Source organism: Humisphaera borealis (assembly GCF_015169395.1).
GTDB classification, from domain to species: domain Bacteria; phylum Planctomycetota; class Phycisphaerae; order Tepidisphaerales; family Tepidisphaeraceae; genus Humisphaera; species Humisphaera borealis.
Genome location: NZ_CP063458.1, coordinates 5468628 through 5489110 on the forward strand (window position 1 = coordinate 5468628; position 20483 = coordinate 5489110).

Annotated in this window: 17 protein-coding genes; 7 read left to right on the forward strand and 10 right to left on the reverse strand. The window is 62.6% G+C overall.

Features of this window, described 5'->3' with window-relative positions:
- Positions 1-6 precede the first annotated feature (6 nt).
- The 5 genes from IPV69_RS20505 to IPV69_RS20525 form a co-directional block, all read right to left on the reverse strand.
- On the reverse strand, positions 7-732 hold the full coding sequence (locus IPV69_RS20505; protein WP_206291587.1) for an HPP family protein: 726 nt from the start codon (positions 730-732) through the stop codon (positions 7-9).
- Positions 733-816: 84 nt separating this feature from the next.
- Positions 817-1422, reverse strand: a complete 606-nt coding sequence (locus tag IPV69_RS20510) for a laminin G domain-containing protein (RefSeq protein ID WP_206291588.1) — start codon at positions 1420-1422, stop codon at positions 817-819.
- Positions 1416-2945, reverse strand: coding sequence for a sulfatase-like hydrolase/transferase (locus IPV69_RS20515; RefSeq protein WP_206291589.1), 1530 nt, complete (start codon positions 2943-2945; stop codon positions 1416-1418). Before IPV69_RS20515 ends, IPV69_RS20510 begins: the two co-directional genes overlap by 7 nt.
- A 45-nt stretch (positions 2946-2990) precedes the next feature.
- Positions 2991-4583, reverse strand: a complete 1593-nt coding sequence (locus IPV69_RS20520) for a sulfatase family protein (protein WP_206291590.1) — start codon at positions 4581-4583, stop codon at positions 2991-2993.
- 34 nt (positions 4584-4617) lie between these two features.
- Positions 4618-7218, reverse strand: a complete 2601-nt coding sequence (locus IPV69_RS20525) for an alkaline phosphatase D family protein (RefSeq protein WP_206291591.1) — start codon at positions 7216-7218, stop codon at positions 4618-4620.
- A gap of 509 nt (positions 7219-7727) precedes the next feature.
- On the opposite strand from IPV69_RS20525, the gene IPV69_RS20530 reads away from it, so the two are divergent.
- Both IPV69_RS20530 and IPV69_RS20535 read left to right on the forward strand, forming a co-directional pair.
- Complete coding sequence (locus IPV69_RS20530; RefSeq protein ID WP_206291592.1) at positions 7728-8486, forward strand: DedA family protein; 759 nt, start codon at positions 7728-7730, stop codon at positions 8484-8486.
- A 203-nt stretch (positions 8487-8689) separates the two neighbouring features.
- Positions 8690-10978, forward strand: a complete 2289-nt coding sequence (locus tag IPV69_RS20535) for an SdrD B-like domain-containing protein (protein ID WP_206291593.1) — start codon at positions 8690-8692, stop codon at positions 10976-10978.
- A gap of 111 nt (positions 10979-11089) precedes the next feature.
- Here IPV69_RS20535 and IPV69_RS20540 read toward each other — a convergent pair whose 3' ends face one another.
- Positions 11090-13546 carry a sodium-translocating pyrophosphatase gene (locus IPV69_RS20540; protein WP_206291594.1) on the reverse strand — a complete coding sequence of 819 codons (2457 nt, stop codon included), beginning with the start codon at positions 13544-13546 and terminating at the stop codon, positions 11090-11092.
- 301 nt (positions 13547-13847) lie between these two features.
- Here IPV69_RS20540 and IPV69_RS20545 point away from each other — a divergent pair, with 301 nt between their 5' ends.
- Positions 13848-14423, forward strand: coding sequence for a hypothetical protein (locus IPV69_RS20545; protein ID WP_206291595.1), 576 nt, complete (start codon positions 13848-13850; stop codon positions 14421-14423).
- Positions 14424-14531: 108 nt separating this feature from the next.
- A complete protein-coding gene (locus IPV69_RS20550) occupies positions 14532-15284 on the forward strand; it encodes a hypothetical protein (RefSeq protein WP_206291596.1) in 753 nt (250 codons plus the stop codon).
- 45 nt (positions 15285-15329) lie between these two features.
- Here IPV69_RS20550 and IPV69_RS20555 read toward each other — a convergent pair whose 3' ends face one another.
- Positions 15330-16925, reverse strand: coding sequence for a Na+/H+ antiporter (locus tag IPV69_RS20555; RefSeq protein WP_206291597.1), 1596 nt, complete (start codon positions 16923-16925; stop codon positions 15330-15332).
- 159 nt (positions 16926-17084) lie between these two features.
- Between IPV69_RS20555 and bcp the strand changes: the two genes are divergently transcribed.
- On the forward strand, positions 17085-17573 hold the full coding sequence (bcp, locus tag IPV69_RS20560; protein ID WP_206291598.1) for a thioredoxin-dependent thiol peroxidase: 489 nt from the start codon (positions 17085-17087) through the stop codon (positions 17571-17573).
- Positions 17574-17693: 120 nt separating this feature from the next.
- On the opposite strand, the gene IPV69_RS20565 is transcribed toward bcp, so the two are convergent.
- Positions 17694-17882: a hypothetical protein gene (locus tag IPV69_RS20565; protein ID WP_206291599.1), complete on the reverse strand. Its 189-nt coding sequence runs from the start codon at positions 17880-17882 to the stop codon at positions 17694-17696.
- Between IPV69_RS20565 and IPV69_RS20570 the strand changes: the two genes are divergently transcribed.
- Positions 17872-18108: a DUF2934 domain-containing protein gene (locus tag IPV69_RS20570; RefSeq protein WP_206291600.1), complete on the forward strand. Its 237-nt coding sequence runs from the start codon at positions 17872-17874 to the stop codon at positions 18106-18108. The genes IPV69_RS20565 and IPV69_RS20570 overlap by 11 nt on opposite strands.
- 145 nt (positions 18109-18253) lie before the next feature.
- On the forward strand, positions 18254-18622 hold the full coding sequence (locus tag IPV69_RS20575; protein ID WP_206291601.1) for a DMT family transporter: 369 nt from the start codon (positions 18254-18256) through the stop codon (positions 18620-18622).
- A 37-nt stretch (positions 18623-18659) separates the two neighbouring features.
- Here the strand turns inward: IPV69_RS20575 and IPV69_RS20580 are convergent, their stop codons facing one another.
- Positions 18660-19598 carry a nucleoside hydrolase gene (locus tag IPV69_RS20580; protein ID WP_206291602.1) on the reverse strand — a complete coding sequence of 313 codons (939 nt, stop codon included), beginning with the start codon at positions 19596-19598 and terminating at the stop codon, positions 18660-18662.
- A gap of 137 nt (positions 19599-19735) precedes the next feature.
- Positions 19736-20338, reverse strand: coding sequence for a DUF3467 domain-containing protein (locus tag IPV69_RS20585; protein WP_206291603.1), 603 nt, complete (start codon positions 20336-20338; stop codon positions 19736-19738).
- Positions 20339-20483 lie beyond the last annotated feature (145 nt).

The window sequence follows — 20483 nt, forward strand, 5'->3', positions numbered from 1 at the left end:
TATCGATCAGCGGGTGAGCGCCGAGGGTGTCGGGCGCGATTGCGTGCGACCGTCGCGTCGCGACAGGTGTCGGTGCCTGGCGTGTTGGACGGCGAGGTGGTGAAGCTCGGCCAAGTCGTCTTCACTGACGTCGGCGAGCGAACCGATTTCGCGAAGCGCGTGAGCCCAGTCCTCGCGCTGCACGACACTTTGCTCCGGCTTGTGGGCGGCAAGTGCGGCGGGGTATCGCCGCCAGGTGAACAGCCAGTTGAAAAGCACCGCGACCAGGAGGATGAGCCCGACGTTGAGTGCGACCGGAATCAGCACGTAGCTGTAGCCGAGCCGTCGCAGGCTCTCGCCGCCCAGAACTGCCGTCAGGGCCGTCGCACCGCCGGGGGGATGGATACAGCGGGCGTAGTACATCGCGGTGATCGCGAGGCCGACGGAGGCGGCGCCGGCGACGGGAGCGTTGTCGATCTGGCGGGCACAGGTGACGCCGATCACCGCCGACAGCAGGTGGCCCATGACCAGTGCCCAAGGCTGCGACAAAGGCCCGTGCGGTGCGGCGAACAGGAGAACCGCCGACGCGCCCAGCGACGCCACGACAGGCATGACGGCCGAGTGGTCAACGAGCATCGCCGTGGTTGCCATGACGACTGCGATGCCGGCAAATCCGCCGAGTCCGGAGATGAGCTTTTCCCGGTGGTGGTGGGGCGTGAGTTCGAGTCCGATGAGAGTCAGAAATCGCTTCAAATTGCCCTCGGCAACCAAGTTTCCTGGCGAGGCGGAAACTATCAGCGAGGGCGGGCGGGAAGTAAAGGACAAACGCATCCAGAATTAGTTCTTCGGCACGAGCGTCCCGCTGAAGACCTCGACTGATTCCATCAGGCCGACATAGCCGGTGGGTGCGGGTTTGTCGGTGACGGCTGAGCGGGCGTCGGTTCCGACCTGCAGGTTGTCGTTGGGCTCTTTGGCAATCAAAGAGGAGAGAGGGGCCGACGCGACCTTCTGGCCGTCGACGTAGATCGCGATCTGCCCGTCGCCTCGAATCGCCGCGAGAACGCGATGCCATTCCCCGACGATCGGCTTGTCGGCCTGGGCTCGGCTGGGCTTGCCGCCGGCGGCGACAACGAAGGTCGGTTTCCCGTCCTGAAGCAGCAGCGAATAACCGTTCGACGGGCCACCCGATGCGAACAGGACGCCGTTGTCTTTCTCAGGCTTGCAGACGATCTGGACGCTCCAACCGCTGTTGGCGGGATTCAGCGACGGCGACTTCGGAATGTCGATTGAAGCGCTGCCGTCGAACCGGGCAGCCTTCTTTCCGTCGCGGCCGTCCACGACGGTGAGCCCTTTGGCGGTGCCGTGGTTGGCGAGCGTCGAGACGTCGGCGACGCGCGTGAAGCCTTCGGGCTGGTTGGCGGCGGCGAAGCTGAAGTTCAGCACGTAACGGTTGGGCGCGGCGGATCCGGCCTCAACCCCGGGAGCGGCCTTGGGTGCCGCGGGAGCAGCCGCTTCCTTCTTCGGATCGTCGGCGTAGTCCGGAATCTTGAAATCGACCGCCTTCGACTGCTTCTCGAACTCGCCTTCCATCTGCTTGCGCAGGTCGGCCGAGGCGGGGTCGTTGTAGAGGTTCTTCTTTCGTACGGGTCGGCCTTGAGGTCGAACAGTTCGGTCCAGTCGTCGTGGCCGGGGTACTTGATGATCTTGTGCGTGTCGGTACGGACAGCCAAGATCGTGGGAATGCTGTAGCCGCGCTCGTAGAAGTACTCGTAGAACCAGGCCTTCCGCCAGTCGGGGGTCATCTCGCCGGCGAGCAGGGGCCTGAGGCTGCGGCCCTGCATTTGTGGCGGAATCGGCACGCCGGCCAGATCCAGAAAAGTCGGGGCGAGGTCGATGTTGATGACCATCTCGTCCCGCGTGGTGCCCGCTTTGGCCAGCTTCGGATAGCGGACGATGAAGGGAATCCGCAGGCTTTCATCGTAGGCGCTGCGCTTGTCGCCGAGCCCGTGATCGCCGAGGTAGTAGCCGTTGTCGCTGGAGTAAACGACGACGGTGTTGTCGGTGAGCTTGAGTTCGTCGAGAAGGTCGAGGAGTTTACCGAGGTTGTCATCGACGCCGAGCAGCGTGCGGAAGTAGTTCTGCTGCATCGCCGAACGATCGCCGGAGACCGCACCGGCATTGCCCTGCTTCCGTGCGGCGTTCTTCTTCGGTGCGGCGGCGTCGTCGGAGTCGCCGGGGGCGGCGGGTTCGGTGGAATTCTGAAGGTAGGGCGGCTTGGCGTTGGCGTTCTGCGGCGGCTTTGCCACCGCGCCGGCCAGGTCATCCTTGCGCCGCCCGGGGGGCTGCCAGGGGCCGTGCGACGACTTGAAACCGATCACCGCCGCGAACGGCCGGGCCATGTTTTCCCGGATGAAGGTCGACGCGTAGTCCGTCGTGACGTCGTCCACCCAGCCCTGGCTCGGCGTGCTCTTTCCGTTGACTTCGATCGGACAATCGAAGTACTTGCCCTGGCCAACGAAGCTTGCCGAGAAGTCGAACCCCGGGCGCTGGCCGGACTGCGGGCCCATGTGCCACTTGCCGAAGTAGCCGGTGATGTAGCCGGCTTTGCGGAGCTCGGTGCTCCAGGTGACGCTGTCCACCGGGAAAGGCGTGTGGTTGTTCGCCACGCCGTTGAGATGGCTGTAGCGGCCGGTGAGGAAGTTGGCCCGGCTCGGCGAGCACAGCGAGTTCACCACGAACGCGTTGCGGAAGCGGATGCCGCCGGCGGCGAGCCGGTCGTGGTTAGGCGTATTCAGCCAGGGAAACCGCCCGGCTTCGCCGAGTTCCTTCTGTACCACGCTCATCGCGTCGTACCGCTGATCGTCGGTGTAGATGAAGAGAAAGTTGGGACGCGCCGCCTCGGCCGCCAAGGCGCGCCCAGCCCACAGTAGAACAAAGAGGCAGCCTGGAAGTAGAGGGATACGCATCATGGCTCCGGTGACAAGCGTCGCAACCCGTGTTCGTCCGGAAAGCTACTTTCCCGGCTGTTTGTTCTTCGCGTTGGGCCTTGCCGGCCGTGTCGTTCCCGGCTGCGTTGCCGGACGACGATTCTCCTGCGGCAGCTCGTCGGCGAACTGGTCGTCGTCCTTGAGTTCCTTCTTCAGGCGGTAGAGCTCTTCCTTGAGTGCGGCCTGCGTGGTGGCGTAGGCGGGATCGTTGTAGACGTTGTTCAGTTCGTTGGGGTCCTTATTGAGGTCGTACATTTCCCACTGATCCTTCTTCCAGAAGTAGATCAGCTTGTGGTCGACGGTTCGCACGCCGTAGTGGCGGGCGGTGTTGTGGTCGCCGGGATCGTGGTAGTAGCGGTAGTAGAAGCTCGTCCGCCAGTCCTTGGGCACCTCGCCCTTAAGGAGCGGAATGAGGCTGTGGCCCTGCATGTCGTCGGGCACGGCGGTGCTGGCGGCGCTCAGGAAGGTGGGTGCGAAGTCGATGTTGCCGGCGATCGCCGACTGCACGGTGCCGGCTTTGGCCACGCCGGGCCAGCGTACCAGCAGCGGGGTTCGGAACGATTCTTCGTACATGAATCGCTTGTCGTACATCCCCTTCTCGCCGAGGTAAAAGCCCTGATCCGACGTGTAAACAACGATCGTGTTCTTGGCCAGATCGTTCTTGTCGAGGTAATCGAGGATCTGTCCGACGCTGTCGTCCACCGACTGCACGCAGGCGAAGTAGTCCTGCATGTAGCGCTGATACTTCCACTTGTTCAGTTCATCGCCGGAAAGGGTCTTCTTGGTGCCGTCGATCTCAATTTCGACCTCCTTAGGCTTGACATTCATCCACTGGGCCAGCTCAGGGCCCTTCAGACCCTCGGGCGGCTTGAGCTTGAGATCGCGCCGGGTGAGGTCGTCGAAGACGCGCTGGCGGTTTTCCTTGATCGCGTCGGTGCGGGTCTTGTAGTCGTCGTAGAGCGTTTCCGGCTCCGCGAAGGTCTTTTTCGAGAACTCTTCCTTGTACTTCTGGCTCGGCTCCCAGGCGCGGTGCGGCGCCTTCTGATGGCTCATCAGGAAGAAGGGCTTGTCCCTTGGCCGTTTCTCGAGGAACGCGATGGTGAGGTCGGTGGTGATCTCGGTGACGTAGCCCTTGATCTGTCGCGGCCCGGTGGGCGTCAGGAATTGAGGGTCGTAGTACGCGCCCTGGCCGGGCAGCACGATCCAGTCGTCAAAGCCGGTGGGATCGGTGCCGAGGTGCCACTTGCCGATCACGCCGGTGTGATAGCCGGCCTTCTGCAGGTACTTGGCAACGTTGGGTGATGCGGGATCAATGCTGTTGAACACCGGGACGCCGTTCAGATGGCTGTACTTGCCGGTCAACATTACGGCGCGGCTGGGCGTGCAGATGCTGTTGGTGACGAAGAACCGGTCGAACCGCACGCCTTCTTTGGCGATGCGATCCATGTTCGGGGTCTTGTTGCGATTGCTGCCGTAGCAGCTCAGCGCCTGGACGGCGTGATCGTCCGTCATGATGAACAGGATGTTCGGTTTCGCCGGCGCTTCGGCGGCGCGGGCTGCGATGGGAAGCAGGCCGCAGATGCAGGCGATCAGGAAAGGAAGATGGTGTTTCAACATTGGACTCTCGAAATGCGGATCGTGCTGTACGCTGCTACGCCTCTACATCAATGGAGTTCGACTCACCGGCGGCGACAGGCGACAGGTTCTTGAACTCGCGCCATTGGTCCAGGTCGGGATTGCCGACGCGAACGGTGTACGTTCCTTCCTCGAAGACGAACGGCTCGAACTTACCAGCCGCGGGCCGAAGGGCGTAGACCAACTCACGCGAATTGTCCGTTTCCTTCAGGACCTGGATGACCGGCTGGATGTTCCCCTTCATATTGATCGCCGGCAGCCTGCCGGTCACCTTGCGGCCGTAGTTCTGCTGAAGCGGAACTTTCACCGGCCAGCCGGGGAACTGAGGGTCTTTGGAAACGTCGGCGTCGAAGGGCCAGCATTCGATCGACGCCGTGCGGGCGGGCTTGTCGAAGCGAACGATGCCCAGGCCGGAGGCTTTGTCGGCCATGTTCTCGAGGACGGGCGTTCGCGGTTGAACCTTGCCGTTGACGTAGGCGATCACCGTGAGCGGGTTCCCGAAGGCGTCGGCGTACTGGCCGGTGAACTCGGCCGAGCCGTCCTTCGCGTTCGCACCGCGTTTGCCGGGCTCCCACCAGCGCGGGTAGGTGACGTTGACCGCCGGTCCGGCGAACGCGACACCGGCATCGTCGTGCGAATCGATGCCGTACTGAACGACTGCCGGCAGGTGCTGATCGCCGGCGATGTGCAGGGCGAAGCACTTGCGGATTTCGCGCAGCGCTTCGTTGCGGGGGTTCTGGGGCCAGCCGTTGGCGTCGTAGTCGGCGCGGAGCACCTCGCGGTTGCCGCCGTGCGTTGTCGCCATCGCGGTGAAGATCGTCTGGGAGATGACGGCCTTGAGGTCGGCGCCGCGAAAGTCCTGGGCCCAGTCGCGCAGGAACTTCGTCTGGCTTTCACCAAGAAGGCTCAGGCCGGGCAGGTTCGCGACCTTCGGGTCGAAGTTGGGATCGGTCACATGGTCGCCGCGGCCTCCGGTCGGGGGGACCTTGCCTTCGGGCGCAGACTTGTACATGCGGTCGGCGAGGATCGCGAAACTGATGCGACCGTAGGTCCAGCCGCCGAAGTACTGCGAAATGCCCTGTTTTGCCGGCGTAGGGTCGGCGGGGTCGGGGTGGTGGGCGGTGTGGGTGCGGTGGACCATGTTGACCCAGCGCGGGTCCATGTCGTAGCCGCCGGCTTCCTGCGTGCTGACGCGCGGTGCGCCGCCTTCGCCCCAGATGTTGCCCTGGTAGACGTCGTGGTCATCCGGGATGGAGATGCTTGGCCGGTCGCGGGTCAGCTCGCGCCATGTCCACCCGTGCATCGACCACTTGCGGAGGTAGTCGAGCATCGCCGACTCGACCGGCTTGCGCTGAATGCCGTAGCCGCCATTCGCCTCGTAAAACTGATCCCCGACGAATGCGATGATGTCGGGGTTGAGCTTGGCCACGTTCGCGGTGTACGCCGCATTGGGGAACGCCGCGTGGCCGTTGCAGGAGATGTCGGCGACGGTGACGACCGGCTGATCGACGGGGTCTTTTCGGATGGTGCCCTCCCAGACGTGGGGCTCCGTCTTTCCGTCCTTCCATTTCAGGTCGTAAGCGACACGGTAGGGGATGTCTCTGCTCGCGTCCCACTTTTCGACACGAAACAACGCCAGGCGGGCGTCGGCTTCGATCTTCGAATCTGCGATCTTCTCCCACTGGCCGGACTTCCCCTTGATCTCAAGCCGTACCGTCTGGGTGTCGTCAGAACCGATTGCCGGCATCTGGGCCGTCAGTTTCAGCGACCGCTCGTGCAGGGTGTAGGTCGTCCAGAGGATGGGGCCGAAGGTCTGGTCCGGTCGATTCTGCAGTTTTGGTCCGGTGAGCTTCCAGTCGGCAAACCAGAACGATCCGTTGCCGAAGTTGGGTTGATCGGCGTTCGCCTGTTGCTGGCGAGGGCGGGGGCCGGCTGCGCCGAAGTTCGCGACGATCGCCAGATTGCCGGCGAGCTGCGCGCCGGGCACTGCCTTGCGCGAGACGCTGCCGATTTCACCAGCGGCGGTCGTCACCGACAGCGAGAGGTCATAGGCTCCGCCAGCGGCGGGGACGATCTTCAGTCGCAGCTCGATTTCGGTCACGCCGTCGAGTTTGACGGTTCCTGCCTTGGCCTCTCGCAGCGGGCCGATGAACAGGCCGCCTTCCGCCGTAAGTCCCGCGTTCAGGCCCTGGCCGGCGGCAAAGAGGTTGCTGCGGTAGTCGCCAAGCGCGTGTCGAATGCCGATTCGGAAGCCGACCGATCCCTTCCCCGAAAGCATGCCGCCCACTCGACCGACACGAACGGACATCGATACTTCGCCTGGGCTATCGGTCAACTGGTGAGTGAGCAGGTGAACGTTACGGTCCGGGGCGGCGTTGACGCACTCGGCCCGGCCATTGTTGAGGCGCCAATCCTGCTGCGGATTGGCCCACATATCGGCTCCGAGCCAAACGCGATCCGGGGCGCGATGCCACTGCGAGGCGAAGTTTTGCGCACCGGTCGCCGCGGCGGGAGAAGCGTCTGCAATGGCGGTAGAAACGTCTGCGCCGCTGAGCCATGTCGCCCCGCCCACGACCGCCGAGTCCTTCAAGAGTTTCCGTCGGCTGATCCTCTCCATGCTCGCTCCCGTCCGCTGTTCGGTCTCAAACCCCATCACATGAGAACTCACCAATACGTCAACCGTTACCTCGCCGAAACCCGAACGTCAGTCGGCATCCAATATTGCGTCCGGCAACCGGCGATCCAGACGGCCGCGGCTTGCATCACCCACCGTTCTGAATCTTGCGATCAGTGCCGCATTCAGGACAGTGTTCCGGCGTGGCTCGAAGGTCATAGCCACATGACCGGCAGAACCCGGGACCACGACGGCGGTGCCGATTGCGACGCCATAGGGTCGTCATCGATGCCATCGGCTCGGCGGACGCGGCACTGGTCAGGACCCAGCCTCAGTTCGCAGGTCTAAAGTGCGACACACATTCACCGTCCGTCACATGACGCCGATCTCATGCACTTTACTGATTTGCGACCTCGTTCCCATTCCCCATAATCGCATCCTGCCGGTTGCGCGTGGTGCCCGGACCTTGTTCACCTTCGGACTCTCGAATGACGCTATTGGCCTGTTCTCAAATGCTCGCCACGACCGCACTGGATGTCATGGCGGCGCTTCAGATCAATGCCGGCCAGGGCGTCGCGCTCGCAGCACGCATCATCAACGCGGACAAGGTCGAAGACTGGGTCGCCTATGGCGGGCCGTGGATGGTCTTCGGGCTGTTGTTTCTTTGCGGCCTCGGATTCCCGCTGCCGGAAGAGATCCCCATCATGGCGGCCGGTTATTTCATCGGCACCGGTCGCATGGGATGGGCGCTCACCTGCGTGCTCGCGTGGTGTGGCATCATCGCCGGCGACTGCATTCTGTACTGGTTCGGGCGGCGCTACGGGCTGAACATCACCCGCATCAAGCTTGTCGGCAAGCATTTCACCAAGGAACGCATTCTCAAGGCCGAACACCTCTTCGAGCGCTGGGGTGTCTGGGTGGTCGCGATCGGCAGGTTGATTTCCGGCGTTCGCGGTGTCATGTGCGTTGCCGCGGGGGCGATCAAGTACAATTTCGTCAAGTTCCTTATCGTTGACGGTCTGGCCGCGCTCGTCAGCGGCGGCATTTTCATCTTCCTCGGCTGGTGGCTCGGAAAGACCCTCGGCGACTTCGACAAGGCCGTCGCGAAGGTCGAGCCGTATGTCGAGTTGTTCGTGACGCTTGCAACCGTCGGTCTCCTGGGATTCATCCTGTATCTCTACATCCGGCACCGTCGCAAGAAAGGCGTCACCGACGTCGCGCTGACCAAGGCAGTGGAGTTTGCCGACAAGCATCCCGGCAAAGGGGTCTGACCTCCGACCGACTTCCCAGGTTTGAGTTCATCGACACGTGCACTCACCTGGTGCATTTTCCCTATCTTTACACAATCTTCTTTCGGTGGAGTGAGCGGGGGTGATAGCATGGCGGGCACGGGCGAGCAGTTCGGCAGCTGAGCGGTTTGCTGTCCCCTCATTTCACGCTTGTGTCATTGGTTTGCAGCATTTCGGAAACGATCATGATTCCATTCGCTTCCACACGCGTTGAGGCGCTTCTAATCACGGCTGTGATCGAGTCGCTGGAAACCCGCCGCCTGTACAGCACCTACGACATCGTCGGCGTCCAGGCGGCGTCGATGGATCAGCCTCAGGTTCACGCGATTTTCCGAAACTCTGCCACGGGAAATCCGCTGGGCGGAACAGGCCCGAACGATGGAACAGCCGTCAAGGGATTTCTCGACACCGGTGCCAGCGGCATTCTGCTCTCCCAGGAGACGGCCGACGGACTGGGTATCGGCCACGCCACGGTGAACGGGCAGCCGGTAACCTTCGCCGACATCGGTGTCGCCGGCAGCGAAGAGTTTGATGTTTCCACCGTGTTGTATGGGGCGGCGGCACCAGTGCGTTCGTTGTTCGACGGCGACCTTCCCGTGTCGGAATTTGATCAGCCTTTCGGTCCGATCCGGGCCCAGATCAATCGAAGTCCCGCCGACTTCCTGACCGGCCCGCTGGACATCATCGGCATGCCGGCAATGCAGGGGAAAGTGGTCGTGATGGACCCGACGCCCCTCAACCAGACGGACATCAGCCTGCTCGACGGCATGCGGACGTTTCTCTACTCGCCGGGCACGCCTTACAGCGCGGCGACCAAAGCGACCGATCCGGGCATTCCGTCGGTGAACCGCCACGTGAAGATGAGCTACGGAAGCTTCGGCCGCTTCACGCAGGTCACGCCGGCGGGCGCACCCGGCCCGACCATCTCCAACAATCCGTTCATCGGGCCGAATCCCACACGGGCGGCCGGCGTCGTCGACACGACCCCCGCCGTTCAGTTGACCGAGGGAACCAGGTCTGCCTCCGGAAGCTTCCTGCTCGATACGGGCGCGGCGGCTTCGTTTGTATCGCAGGGAATCGCGAGCAAGCTCGGCGTTCACTACGCGCCGGGCACATACGGCTCCGATACGCCCCGATTGCTCGATGCGAATAACAATCCCGTCGCGAATCAGTTTACGATTCCGATTGGCGGAATCGGCGGTACGGTAAACGCCGCCGGCTTCTTCGCCGATTCGTTGACACTGCCGACGATCGAGGGCGAGGGAATCCGGTTCGTCAACGCACCGCTGCTGGTGCTCGACGTCACCGTGGCAGACCCCGTCACGGGTCAGACGTTGACGCTCGACGGCGATTTCGGGATGAACTTCCTGGTCGCGAGCTTTGCGGTGGACGGGACGACGCTGGGCGCGAGTTCGGCCGGCGCCTTCGACTGGATCACCTTTGATCAGCCCAACGGCGTGCTCGGATTGAACATCCCCGGCGCGGGGCCGGTGAGCCCACCGCCGGTGCCTCCGCCGCCGCCAGTGACCGCGACCATCACCGGTACGCTTTACGAAGACCTCAACGCCAACAAATCGCGCGACGCCAATGAACCGGCGTTGTCGGGCCGCACGGTGTATCTGGATGTCGATGGCAGCGGCACGCTCACCGCCGCCGACAAGACAACCACAACAGCCGCCGGCGGTTCCTACAGCTTTACCGGGCTCGCCGCCGGTGCCACGTACCGCGTTAAGCAGGTGATTCCGAGCGGGTGGAAACTGGGCGGCCCCGCAACAAACCTCTACACCGTCACGCCCACTGCAGGGCAGACGGTCGCCGGCCGTGACTTCGGCTCCTTCCGAACCGCGACGATCAAGGGAAGCCTGTTCAACGACGCCAATGGCAATGGTGTTCGCGAATCAACCGAAGTCGCGCTATCCGGCTGGACGGCGTGGATTGATCTCAACGGCAACGGCGTGCGAGACACGACGATCGATCGATCTGCCACCACCGATGCCGCCGGCAATTACAGCTTCACCGGACTGGATCCTGCGACATACACCGTTCGCCTGGTTGTCAAAACCGGATGGCGGCAGACGCCAACCGCTGGAAAGACGCTCGCCGGCACGGTCGTCAGTGGACAGGCACTCACTCTGACCGCGTTCAGTGTCACTCAGCGCGGCGCCGCCAGCGGCTTTGTGTTCAACGACCTCAATCGCAACGGCATCAAGGACGCAGGCGAAGTCGGCCTGGCCAACTGGCGCGTCTACAACGACACGAACCGCAACGGCGTCTGGAACACCGGGGAAAAGTACGTCCTAACATCGAGCACGGGTGCCTGGAGCATGACCGATCTGCTGGCAGGCACTGCGTACCAGATTCGCGTGACCCAGCAAACCGATTGGGTGCGGACGTCACCGACGGTCGGCTACTACAGCATTACGCCGACGGCTGGGTCGTCGGTCACCGGGAAGAATTTCGGCCAGCGAAAGTGAACCGCACTCTTTTTGATGCTCGCGCCGAATGATGAGCTGGCAAACATAAACGCCCACGGACGATCGTCCGTGGGCGTTTATGTTTGCGTCGGCTTGTTACGAGCAAATCCGTCAGTCGTCCGACTTCGATCCTTCGATCTTCATCCCGTAGAAGCTGCGGAGAATGAACACCACGGCGATCAGGAAGAACGAGCCGGCCAGGACCAGGCGAAGCGGGCTGGCGTGTCCGTCGGGGGTTTTGAGGGTGATCGCCAGTTCGACCGCAAGCAGCCCGAACAGCGTCGCGAACTTGATGATGGGGTTCATCGCCACGCTGCTGGTGTCCTTGAACGGGTCGCCGACGGTGTCGCCGACGACGCAGGCATCATGCAGCGGCGTGCCCTTGGCCTTGAGTTCGGTCTCCACGATCTTCTTGGCGTTGTCCCAGGCGCCGCCGGCGTTGGCCATAAAGATGGCTTGGAACAACCCGCTGACGGCGATGCCGATCAGGAACCCGATGAAGAAGAACTCGTCAACGAACGCCGCGGCGAGCGTGATGAAGAAAATCGTCAGGAAGATGTTGAACATGCCCGCCTGGGCGAACTTGGTGCAGATCGCGACGACTTTCTTGCTGTCCTCGACGTTGGCCCGTTCGACGCCTTCCAGCTTGATGTTCTTCTTGATGAACTCGACGGCGCGGTAGGCCCCGGTGATGACCGCCTGCATACTGGCCCCGCTGAACCAGTAGATCACCGACACGCCGCCGATGATGCCCAGCAGGAACGGGGCGTGCAGGATCGACAGCTTGTCGACGTTGGCCGTCAGGCCGTTGGTCAGCAGCATGATGATCGAGAAGATCAACGTCGTGGCACCGACGACGGCCGTACCGATCAGCACGGGTTTGGCGGTCGCCTTGAAGGTATTGCCGGCACCATCGTTCTCTTCGAGCAGGCCCTTGGCGTGTTCGAAGTCGGCGTGGGTGTCGTAGTGCTTGCGAATGTCGTCCTGGATGTCGGCGTGGGTTTCGATCAGCGAAAGCTCGTACACGCTCTGGGCGTTGTCGGTCACCGGGCCGTAGCTATCGACGGCGATCGTCACCGGGCCCATGCCCAGGAAGCCGAACGCGACCAGGCCGAACGCGAAGATCGCGGTGGACTGCGGAATCATGATCGTCGCCAGGCCGGTCTCGGTCCCGCCGATCAGCGAGATGCCGTAGGCCAGTGCCATCAGTCCGCCGATTGTGACGCCGCCGACCCAGAAGCCGGAGAAGTTGCCGGCGGTGAGGCCTGACAGCACGTTCAACGAAGCGCCACCTTCCTTGCTGGCGGTGACCACTTCGCGGACGTGGCCGCTGTGGGTGGAGGTAAAGATCTTGGTGACTTCCGGGATCACCGCGCCCGCCAGGGTGCCGCAGGTGATGATGGTCGCCAGGATCCACCAGAGGGACGAGTTGCCGTTGATGTTGCCGATCAGCACGTACGACGCGAGGTAGGTGGCCGCGATGGAGGTCACCGAGGCCACCCAGACCAGCAGGGTCAGCGGAACCTCGAAGTTCATCAGCTTGTGGGTCGCGTACCGTTTGGCCGAGAAGCCTTCGGCGATGAAGTAGGACAGTGCGCTGGTGACGACCATCAACAGCCGCATGACGAAGATCCAGACCAGCAACTGAATCTGAATGACGGGGTTGGCGACGGCGAGCAGGATGAAGGTGATCAGCGCCACGCCGGTAACGCCGTAGGTTTCGAACCCGTCGGCGGTGGGGCCGACGGAGTCGCCGGCGTTGTCGCCCACGCAGTCGGCGATGACGCCGGGGTTGCGGGCATCGTCTTCCTTGATCTTGAAGACGATCTTCATCAGGTCGGCGCCGATGTCGGCGATCTTGGTGAAGATACCGCCGGCCACGCGAAGGGCGGCAGCACCCAGCGATTCGCCGATCGCAAAACCGATGAAGCACGGTCCGGCCAGGTTACGCGGGACGAACAACAGAATGCAGAGCATGATGAACAGCTCGACGCTGATCAGCACCATGCCGATGCTCATGCCGGCCTTAAGGGGAATCGCATACACCGGCCGGGCCTTGCCACCGAGCGACGCCATCGCCGTTCGGCTGTTGGCGAACGTGTTCACACGCATGCCGAACCAGGCCACCGCATAGCTGCCGGCGATACCGACCAAGCTGAAGGCGAGAATCGAAATGACCTGCGTCGCCTTGCCGTACTCGACCAGGCCCTCGGCCTTGAGCATGGCCGCGGTCCCGGCATCAGTGTGATCGCCGCGGAGGAATCCGAAGTACGCCACCATGACGGCGGCGATACAGACCCACAGGATCAGGATGAACTTGGCCTGGGTAAGCAGGTAGGTCTTGCAGGTCTCGTAGATCAGGTCCGACACCTCGAGCATCGCGCGATGCACGGGAAGTCGGCGGAGCTGTGCGTAGATGACCAGGCCGAACGCGATGCCCGCCAGCGTGACGAGCAACCCGAGTGTGAGCAGGGTTTTTCCGTCGATCGATTGCCCGAAAAACTTCTGCGAACTGAAATCAGGCAGGACCAGATCCGCTTCGCCTTTGGCCAAGGCAGGGAGTGGCATACAGAGGAGTCCCGCGATGAAGAAGAAGAAAATCGACGACAGAACCCTCTGCACGGAGCATGTTGTTCGCTGCATATTTACGTTTCCTCAAGCTTCCCAAATCCGCCGCTAAGTCGAGTCGATAGCGATCCGAATGTTACTTAGGGCACCACCGATCAGCAATTCAGGCAATATCCCGGAACAACCCTCGATCGTGCTCCAGCAGATGCATCGCGCCGAAAAACCCTCACCGCCTCTCCGGATTATCGGCTATAACGGGCGTGGTGCGACGGTATCGGAGGACCATTTCCTGGGAGCGGCAATGAAACCTGTATTCCTTATGGCGGCGGTTGCCTCGCTGGTATTGAACGCGGTCGCAGTGTCGGTCCTGCCGGCAGCCGATAAACCGCGCCTCCCCGTCGCTCGCACCGACGACAAACCGGCCGAGGGAAAGGTGCGGCTTGGCGGAGCGATTGACTTCACCCCGCCTGAAGGCTGGATTGTCGCCAAGCAGGCGACCACACCTACGCGCGCCGCCTACGTCAGCGCGGACAAGCAGGCGATGATGTCCGTGGAGGTCTTGCCGGCGTCCATGAAGATCGAGCCCGACCTCGCGGCGGCGATGACCAAGAAAATGCGCCAGAATCGGCAGGCGAACGCGCAGAAATTCGTCACCGAGCCCACAGTCGAGAAGGACGACAACTTCGTCATCCGCATCCGCGAGCGGTATCAGATCAAGACCCAGGTCGCCGACCAGCTGCACCTTTATCGGGCGGTCGGACCTCGGTTTCTGCTGGTGACGATCAACTCGCTTGCCGGCGAGGACAACGTCAAGGCCCACCACGATGCAGGCGTTTCGACGAGCATGTCGGCCCAGTTCGTCAATGCCGGCAAATGAGCCGCCGACCAATCAAGAAGTAAGCCTGCAACCGCAAAAGTCCGGTAACTTGATCAACTTCTTGCCCCTCGCTTTCCCGAATCGTAACTCCTTTCGAGCCGAAACGAATTGCCTGCGGTGACCGTCAAAGTGTGGGACGGGCAGGAGAAGGTTCGTGGTTCGGCCGGGAAGTTGTGGGAGCGTGTGATGGTGAGCAAAGATTCGAACGCCACTTGTGGCGTCGGCTGCGTCGTCGAAATGCTGGAAGACCGCCAGCTTCTCTCGGCGGCGACAGTCCTGGCGTCTCTGCGTCCTCTGGCGCGCTGGCCGGCACATGTCCGATCCGAACCGGCGATTCACGTCCCGGTGGAAGTGGGCCAGTCAGTCAAGGCGGCCAAGGCTGCCGCGAAGGCCGCGGCAAAGCAGGCCAAACTCGACAAGCAGGCCAACAAGAATCAGCCGACCGAGCCTGTCACGCCCGCTGTAGAGCCCGGCCCGACGGTCGAATTGACACCCAAGGAAAAGAAGGCGATCGATGAGGCCAACAAGCCCGCCGTCGAACTCCTTGGCACCTGGTCCGGCACATTCACCCGGAACCAGGATCATGCGGTGGTCAACGGCTCGGTCACCTTCAAGACTCAAAAGAAGGACATCGCGACCGGAACGTTCGATGTCTCGGCGATCGCCGGGCAATCCGTGATGTCCACAGTCAACGTCGGTAAGAATCGCGCATTCATTGCGATGCTGATGCTCAACGGCGGCGGGCAGGTTTCGATCGCCGGCGCGGTGACGCAGGACGAGAACTCCATCATCGGGCGATGGAGCGTGCAGACAAAAACCGGCTGGACGACCGGCATCTTCGAACTGAAACGCAACCCCTGATCAACGAGGAGCCCGCCGCGCCGGTGGACGAAACCGGCCGGCTCGTCACTGCTCGGTCTCCAGGCTCGCTTCCTGCAGGTCCAGTTCCATTTGCAGTTTTCGCAGCACGTCATCCCCGATCTCGCCGGTGTCGCGGAGCTTCAGCAGCATCTCCCGCTCCGCGCCCAGGGCGGCACGCAGCACATCGTCGGTGGTTTTACAGTTGGCGGCGGCGTCGTCGATGATGATGCCCCGGCGCCTCGGGCCGTAATAGTTCAGCCGCTGTTCGTACGGCTGTCGAACCCGGTCAATCATGGGCACCGCGCTCTCATCAAGAATCGCCATCACCTGCAACCTGCTCAGCGCTGCGTTGGCCAATTGAAGACGCGCGACCTCTTCCTCCCGTTCTTCGATATCGTCGGCGCCGATCCTGAGCGCCTTGATGACAAGCGGCAGAGTCAGCCCCTGGCCGACCAGCGTCATCAGGATGACCCCGAATGTGATGAAGATAATCAGGTCGCGCGACGGAAAGTCGGCTCCCGAGGGGATCGCCAGTGGAAGGGCCAAAGCCGCGGCCAGCGACACAATGCCGCGCAGCCCGACCCACGAGACGAGGAAGACCTGACGCGGATCGGGCCAGGGTTCCCGCCGGCGGATGGAGGGGATCAGCCTTGGCAGATATGCCGCGGGGAACACCCACAGGATGCGCACGAGGATCGCGGTCGATCCAATCACCAGCACGTTTCCGGTCAGCGAACCCCAGGATTGCATCTCGAGCCGCTCGATCACGGCCGGAAGCTGCAATCCGATCAGGATGAAGATCAGCCCGTTCAGCAGGAAGACCAGCGTGTCCCAGACGGCATAGAGCCTGAGCCGTCCGTGGCTGGTGGCGATCTGCGGCACCTTTCGGCCGACGAAAACCCCCGCGGTAACCACTGACAAGACGCCCGACAGGTGCAGCCACTCCGCGGGGAGAAATGCAATGTACGGGATCAGCAGAGCCACGAACCCTTCCACCGACGGGTCGTGAATCCGCGGGCGAATCCAGACCATGATTTTCCCGACGGCGTACCCCACGGCGATGCCGCCGGTCGCGGCAATGACGAACTTCATTCCCGCATCGCCCAGCGAGAATACGCCGCCAGCGACAGCGGCAATCGCCACGCGATAGGCGATCAGGGCGCTGGCGTCATTGACCAGCGATTCCCCTTCGAGGATGGTCACGATCCGCTTGGGCACCCGCAGCCGCTGGGTGATTGCGGTGGCCGCGACGGCATCGGGAGGGCTGATGATCGCCCCGAGAACGAACGCCGGCCCCCAGCCGATGCCGATCGCGTAGTGCGCAACGAACGCAATCGCGATCATCGTGAACAGCACCAGCCCGACCGCCAGCATCGAAATCGCGCGCAGGTTGCTTCGGAAGTCCCGCCAACTGGTCATCAGGCCGGCGTGGTAAAGCAATGGCGGAAGGAAAATCAGGAACACCACTTCCGGGTTCAGCTCCACCGGACGGAAGTGACCGTGCGACAGCCGGGAAAGCTGACTGATTCCCAAGCCCGCCAGCGTGAGAAAAATGGGGTAAGGCACCCGGACGCGCGAGGCAAGCCAGGCGAGGGCGGCGGTGGCAACGAGTAGAATAATGATCAGTTCAACCGTGGTCATAGTGCAGCCGTCTGCAACGGCGGGGCGATTGTAGAGTTCGGCCCGCCCGACGCGAGTGGCCGCTACTGCCAGATGTTAAAGGTTCGCTTGCTTCGCCGATCGGCGGGCGCCACCGTGCCTATCATCCCGCAAACCAACCTCATCCAAGGAGCTCAGATCGTGGCAGAAACAACCGCATACCCCGCCGTGGGCAAGAAGGCACCGGCGTTTTCCCTTCCAGCAAGTTCAGGCGAGACCATCAGCCTTAAGGATCAGATCGGCAAACCCGTCGTCGTCTACTTTTATCCCAAGGCCGATACCCCCGGCTGCACGAAGGAAGCGTGCGGCTTTCGGGATGCGATCGCCGGTTACAAAAAGGCCGGTGTGCCCGTGTTCGGGGTCAGTCCCGATCCCGTCAAAGCCGTTACCAAGTTCGCCGACAAATTCGACCTGACTTTTCCCCTGCTCGCCGACGAAGACCACGCCGTGTGCGACAAATACGGCGTCTGGCAGGAGAAAAGCATGTACGGCCGAAAGTACATGGGTGCCGCCCGCGTGACGTTCATCATTGACAAGGACGGCAAGGTGGCTCACGTGTTCGAGAAGGTGAAGCCCGAAGGCCATGATGCAGAAGTGATGGGCTGGCTCAAGGAACACGGGATGGCGTAGGAAGTCCCGAGACCGAAACGCAGCGCGGGTACGAGGCGCGAAGACAAACGGCACGAAGGCACGCAGGACAGACGCCTGCGTGCCAGCCTGTTCGATGCCCTTGTGCGTTCTGTTCAAGGATCAGCACTTTTCGTTCTTCGCCCGATAATCCCTTAAAGACGGAAAGTTTGCTTCGCCGATGAAAGGGGTGTTCGGCGGGTACGTCGCGATGTTGCGGCGGGCGTCGGACATGCCGGCGGCGCGCAGGGATGTGCCGCCCGCTTCAACCGAAAACCAAGCCGTGCAGAAGGGATTCACCATGGCAGCCAAGAAATCCACCACCGCCAAGCCCGCCGCGAAGAAGACATCGGCCAAGGGCAAGAGCACTTCCGTTCGTCACACCCCGATTCCGCAGGTCGAATCGGTCGTCATGCCCGCCGCCGTCGAAGTGACGCCGGACATGATCGCCCGCCGCGCCTACGAGATCTGGACGATGCGAGGCGGCAGCGAGATCGACAACTGGACCGCCGCGGAGAACGAACTCCGCGCGGCATAAGCGACGACTGGACCACCGGCGTCCCGGATCGCGAAACAGCAGAAACGAGCTCAAAAGGGTCCTGGCCACCGGCCGGACCCTTTCTTGATTGCCACGGCGACAACCTGAATGCCCGGGCTATCATGCAATCCACGGAGGTGTTCGGATGGCATGGTTGATCCTTATTCTCGCGGGGCTGCTGGAAATCGCCTGGGCTTTCGGGCTCAAGAAGTATGGATTGTCGCTCTCAGTGGGAAGCGCAATCACGGTCGCCGGGGTGTTTCTCAGTTTCTGGATGCTTCACGTCGCCATGCGGTCGCTTCCGCTGGGGGTCGCGTACCCCGTCTGGACCGGCATTGGTGCGATCGGGTCGGCGATCGTGGGGATGGTGTTCCTCAATGAATCAAAGGACGTCATCCGGATCGTCTGCATTATCCTGATCGTTGCCGGAATCGTCGGTCTCAAGGTCTTTTCCCCGAATGAAGACGCGGTCGTCGCGGCTCCGCAGACGGTAGAGCCGTCCAAATCGCTGTAGGCACGAAGCGGCACGCCGTCATCGCAACTGTACGTCGTCACAGGCGCGCCAGTCGCTCTGTCAGCATCTCGAAGAAACGGTCGTCATCGATGGTGTCGATGACCTTGCAGTTGGCCGCTTGACCGGTGACGCCACCCCAATCGACCAGCGTTCTGCCGATGGAAGGCTCGCTCGCGACTTCGATCGCGACGTGGCAATCCCTGCCGCCGAACAGATCTGGTTGAATCACATAAGCGACCGCACAGGGGTCATGGAGCGGCGCTCCGCCACCGGCCCCGCGATGCTGATCGTATTTGCCGTAAAACGTCAGCATGCCGTAAACGGCGCGACCGACGGCCGTGCCTAGGTCAGCGATACGTTCGAGACGTTCGGGCGTGCACCGTGCTTTGTGGGTGACGTCCAGGCCGTGCATGACAAGTGGCACGCCCGACCGGAACACGATGTCTGCCGCATGCGGATCGACGTAGATATTGAACTCCGCGGCCGGCGTGATGTTGCCCAGGCCGATCGCTCCGCCCATCAGGACGATCTGCCTGATCCGCGGCACGATGTCCGGGGCCAGCCGCATCGCAAGGGCGACGTTTGTCATCGGCCCGACCGGGCAGATCGTCACCGAACGCTCCGGGCGGCTTCGCACGATGTCGATGATCGCCTGTGACGCGTGACCGCCTGCCAGCGGTTGTGCAGGCGAAGGAAGGTCGGCACCGTCGAGGCCTGTCTTGCCGTGAACGTACTCCGCCGTCACCAAGGGGCGAACCAGCGGTCGGTCGCTGCCGGCGTAGACCGGAACGTCCTGGCGACCGGCCAGAGAAACGACGCTTCGCGCGTTTTCCTGCGTTCGCGTCAGCGGCACATTGCCGGCAACCGCCGTGACGGCAAGCAGTTCGACGTCCTGCGGCGAACCCAGCGCCAGCAGAATCGCGACGGCATCGTCCTGGCCGGGATCGCAATCAATGATGAGGGATTGGGCGGGCATTGACTTGGAATCTGGATGAGTGAAAAGGCGGATGAGTGGCGCGGTCGATTGTGGAACAGTCGACGTCAATCGGCGAGGATACTGCGAAGGCACGCCAGCGACCGCGCCACCCTCCACCCATCGACCCCGACTTCACGTCACACATCCCGTGGCGGTTGCTGCGGGGGCTGCTGGCCGGACATCTTGGTCTTGTACTGCTTCATCCCGTTTTCCAGCGCCGTCAGGAATCGCGGCGCCTGGCCGGCAGGCAGAAACACCCGTGCCGATACCGCCGCCGCGGGGAAGAACCCCGTCAGAAAGTCGAAGAAGAACTCCGATGGCGAATGCCCGATCAGTACGCCGTTGGCGTAGACCCCGCTGAGCATGTCGTCGGGCACTTTAAAGTTGTCGTAGAGCTCTTGAAGGTTGGTGCGCCCGGGTTGCGGCAGCGGCAACACCGGCGGGGGCCCGAACGCCTTGCTGAAGTTCTCGATGTTCTGCTTCAAGGCCGCGATCAACTCGCTGATCGTCTGGGGCGTCATGACCACACGCGCAACCACCTGATGGGGCCGGGTCAGGTGCTGGAAGAAATCGACAACGAATTCCTTGGGGCCGTCCAACACAACCTGGCCGGTCGTGAATACGCCACGCGCGACCTTCTCCGGAACCCGCGCAGAAAGCGGAGCCTGTTGGGGGGGAGGCGGGGGGGAGGACGGTTGGAAGCCGGACAGGTCGCCCGGCGGTGGGGTCGGATCGCTCATGTCCCCACTATGGTACGGATGCCGTCGGCGATGTCATCCCTCGCCAGCTTTGCTTCTGTGGCGCCACCGGCCGGATTGGCTGTCAATAAATCGGCTTCCCGCGCGATTCAATGCCAGAGGTAACGTCCCTGTACGCGAGCGGAGA

What these genes read in the sequence shown, in the direction of transcription:
- IPV69_RS20515 (WP_206291589.1), bottom strand. Translation starts at nt 2,945, where the DNA reads ATGCGTATCCCTCTACTTCCAGGCTGCCTCTTTGTTCTACTGTGGGCT.
- IPV69_RS20520 (WP_206291590.1), bottom strand. Translation starts at nt 4,583, where the DNA reads ATGTTGAAACACCATCTTCCTTTCCTGATCGCCTGCATCTGCGGCCTG.
- IPV69_RS20525 (WP_206291591.1), bottom strand. Translation starts at nt 7,218, where the DNA reads ATGGAGAGGATCAGCCGACGGAAACTCTTGAAGGACTCGGCGGTCGTG.
- IPV69_RS20530 (WP_206291592.1), top strand. Translation starts at nt 7,728, where the DNA reads ATGCTCGCCACGACCGCACTGGATGTCATGGCGGCGCTTCAGATCAAT.
- IPV69_RS20535 (WP_206291593.1), top strand. Translation starts at nt 8,690, where the DNA reads ATGATTCCATTCGCTTCCACACGCGTTGAGGCGCTTCTAATCACGGCT.
- IPV69_RS20540 (WP_206291594.1), bottom strand. Translation starts at nt 13,546, where the DNA reads ATGCCACTCCCTGCCTTGGCCAAAGGCGAAGCGGATCTGGTCCTGCCT.
- IPV69_RS20545 (WP_206291595.1), top strand. Translation starts at nt 13,848, where the DNA reads ATGAAACCTGTATTCCTTATGGCGGCGGTTGCCTCGCTGGTATTGAAC.
- IPV69_RS20555 (WP_206291597.1), bottom strand. Translation starts at nt 16,925, where the DNA reads ATGACCACGGTTGAACTGATCATTATTCTACTCGTTGCCACCGCCGCC.
- IPV69_RS20570 (WP_206291600.1), top strand. Translation starts at nt 17,872, where the DNA reads ATGGCAGCCAAGAAATCCACCACCGCCAAGCCCGCCGCGAAGAAGACA.
- IPV69_RS20575 (WP_206291601.1), top strand. Translation starts at nt 18,254, where the DNA reads ATGGCATGGTTGATCCTTATTCTCGCGGGGCTGCTGGAAATCGCCTGG.
- IPV69_RS20580 (WP_206291602.1), bottom strand. Translation starts at nt 19,598, where the DNA reads ATGCCCGCCCAATCCCTCATCATTGATTGCGATCCCGGCCAGGACGAT.
- IPV69_RS20585 (WP_206291603.1), bottom strand. Translation starts at nt 20,338, where the DNA reads ATGAGCGATCCGACCCCACCGCCGGGCGACCTGTCCGGCTTCCAACCG.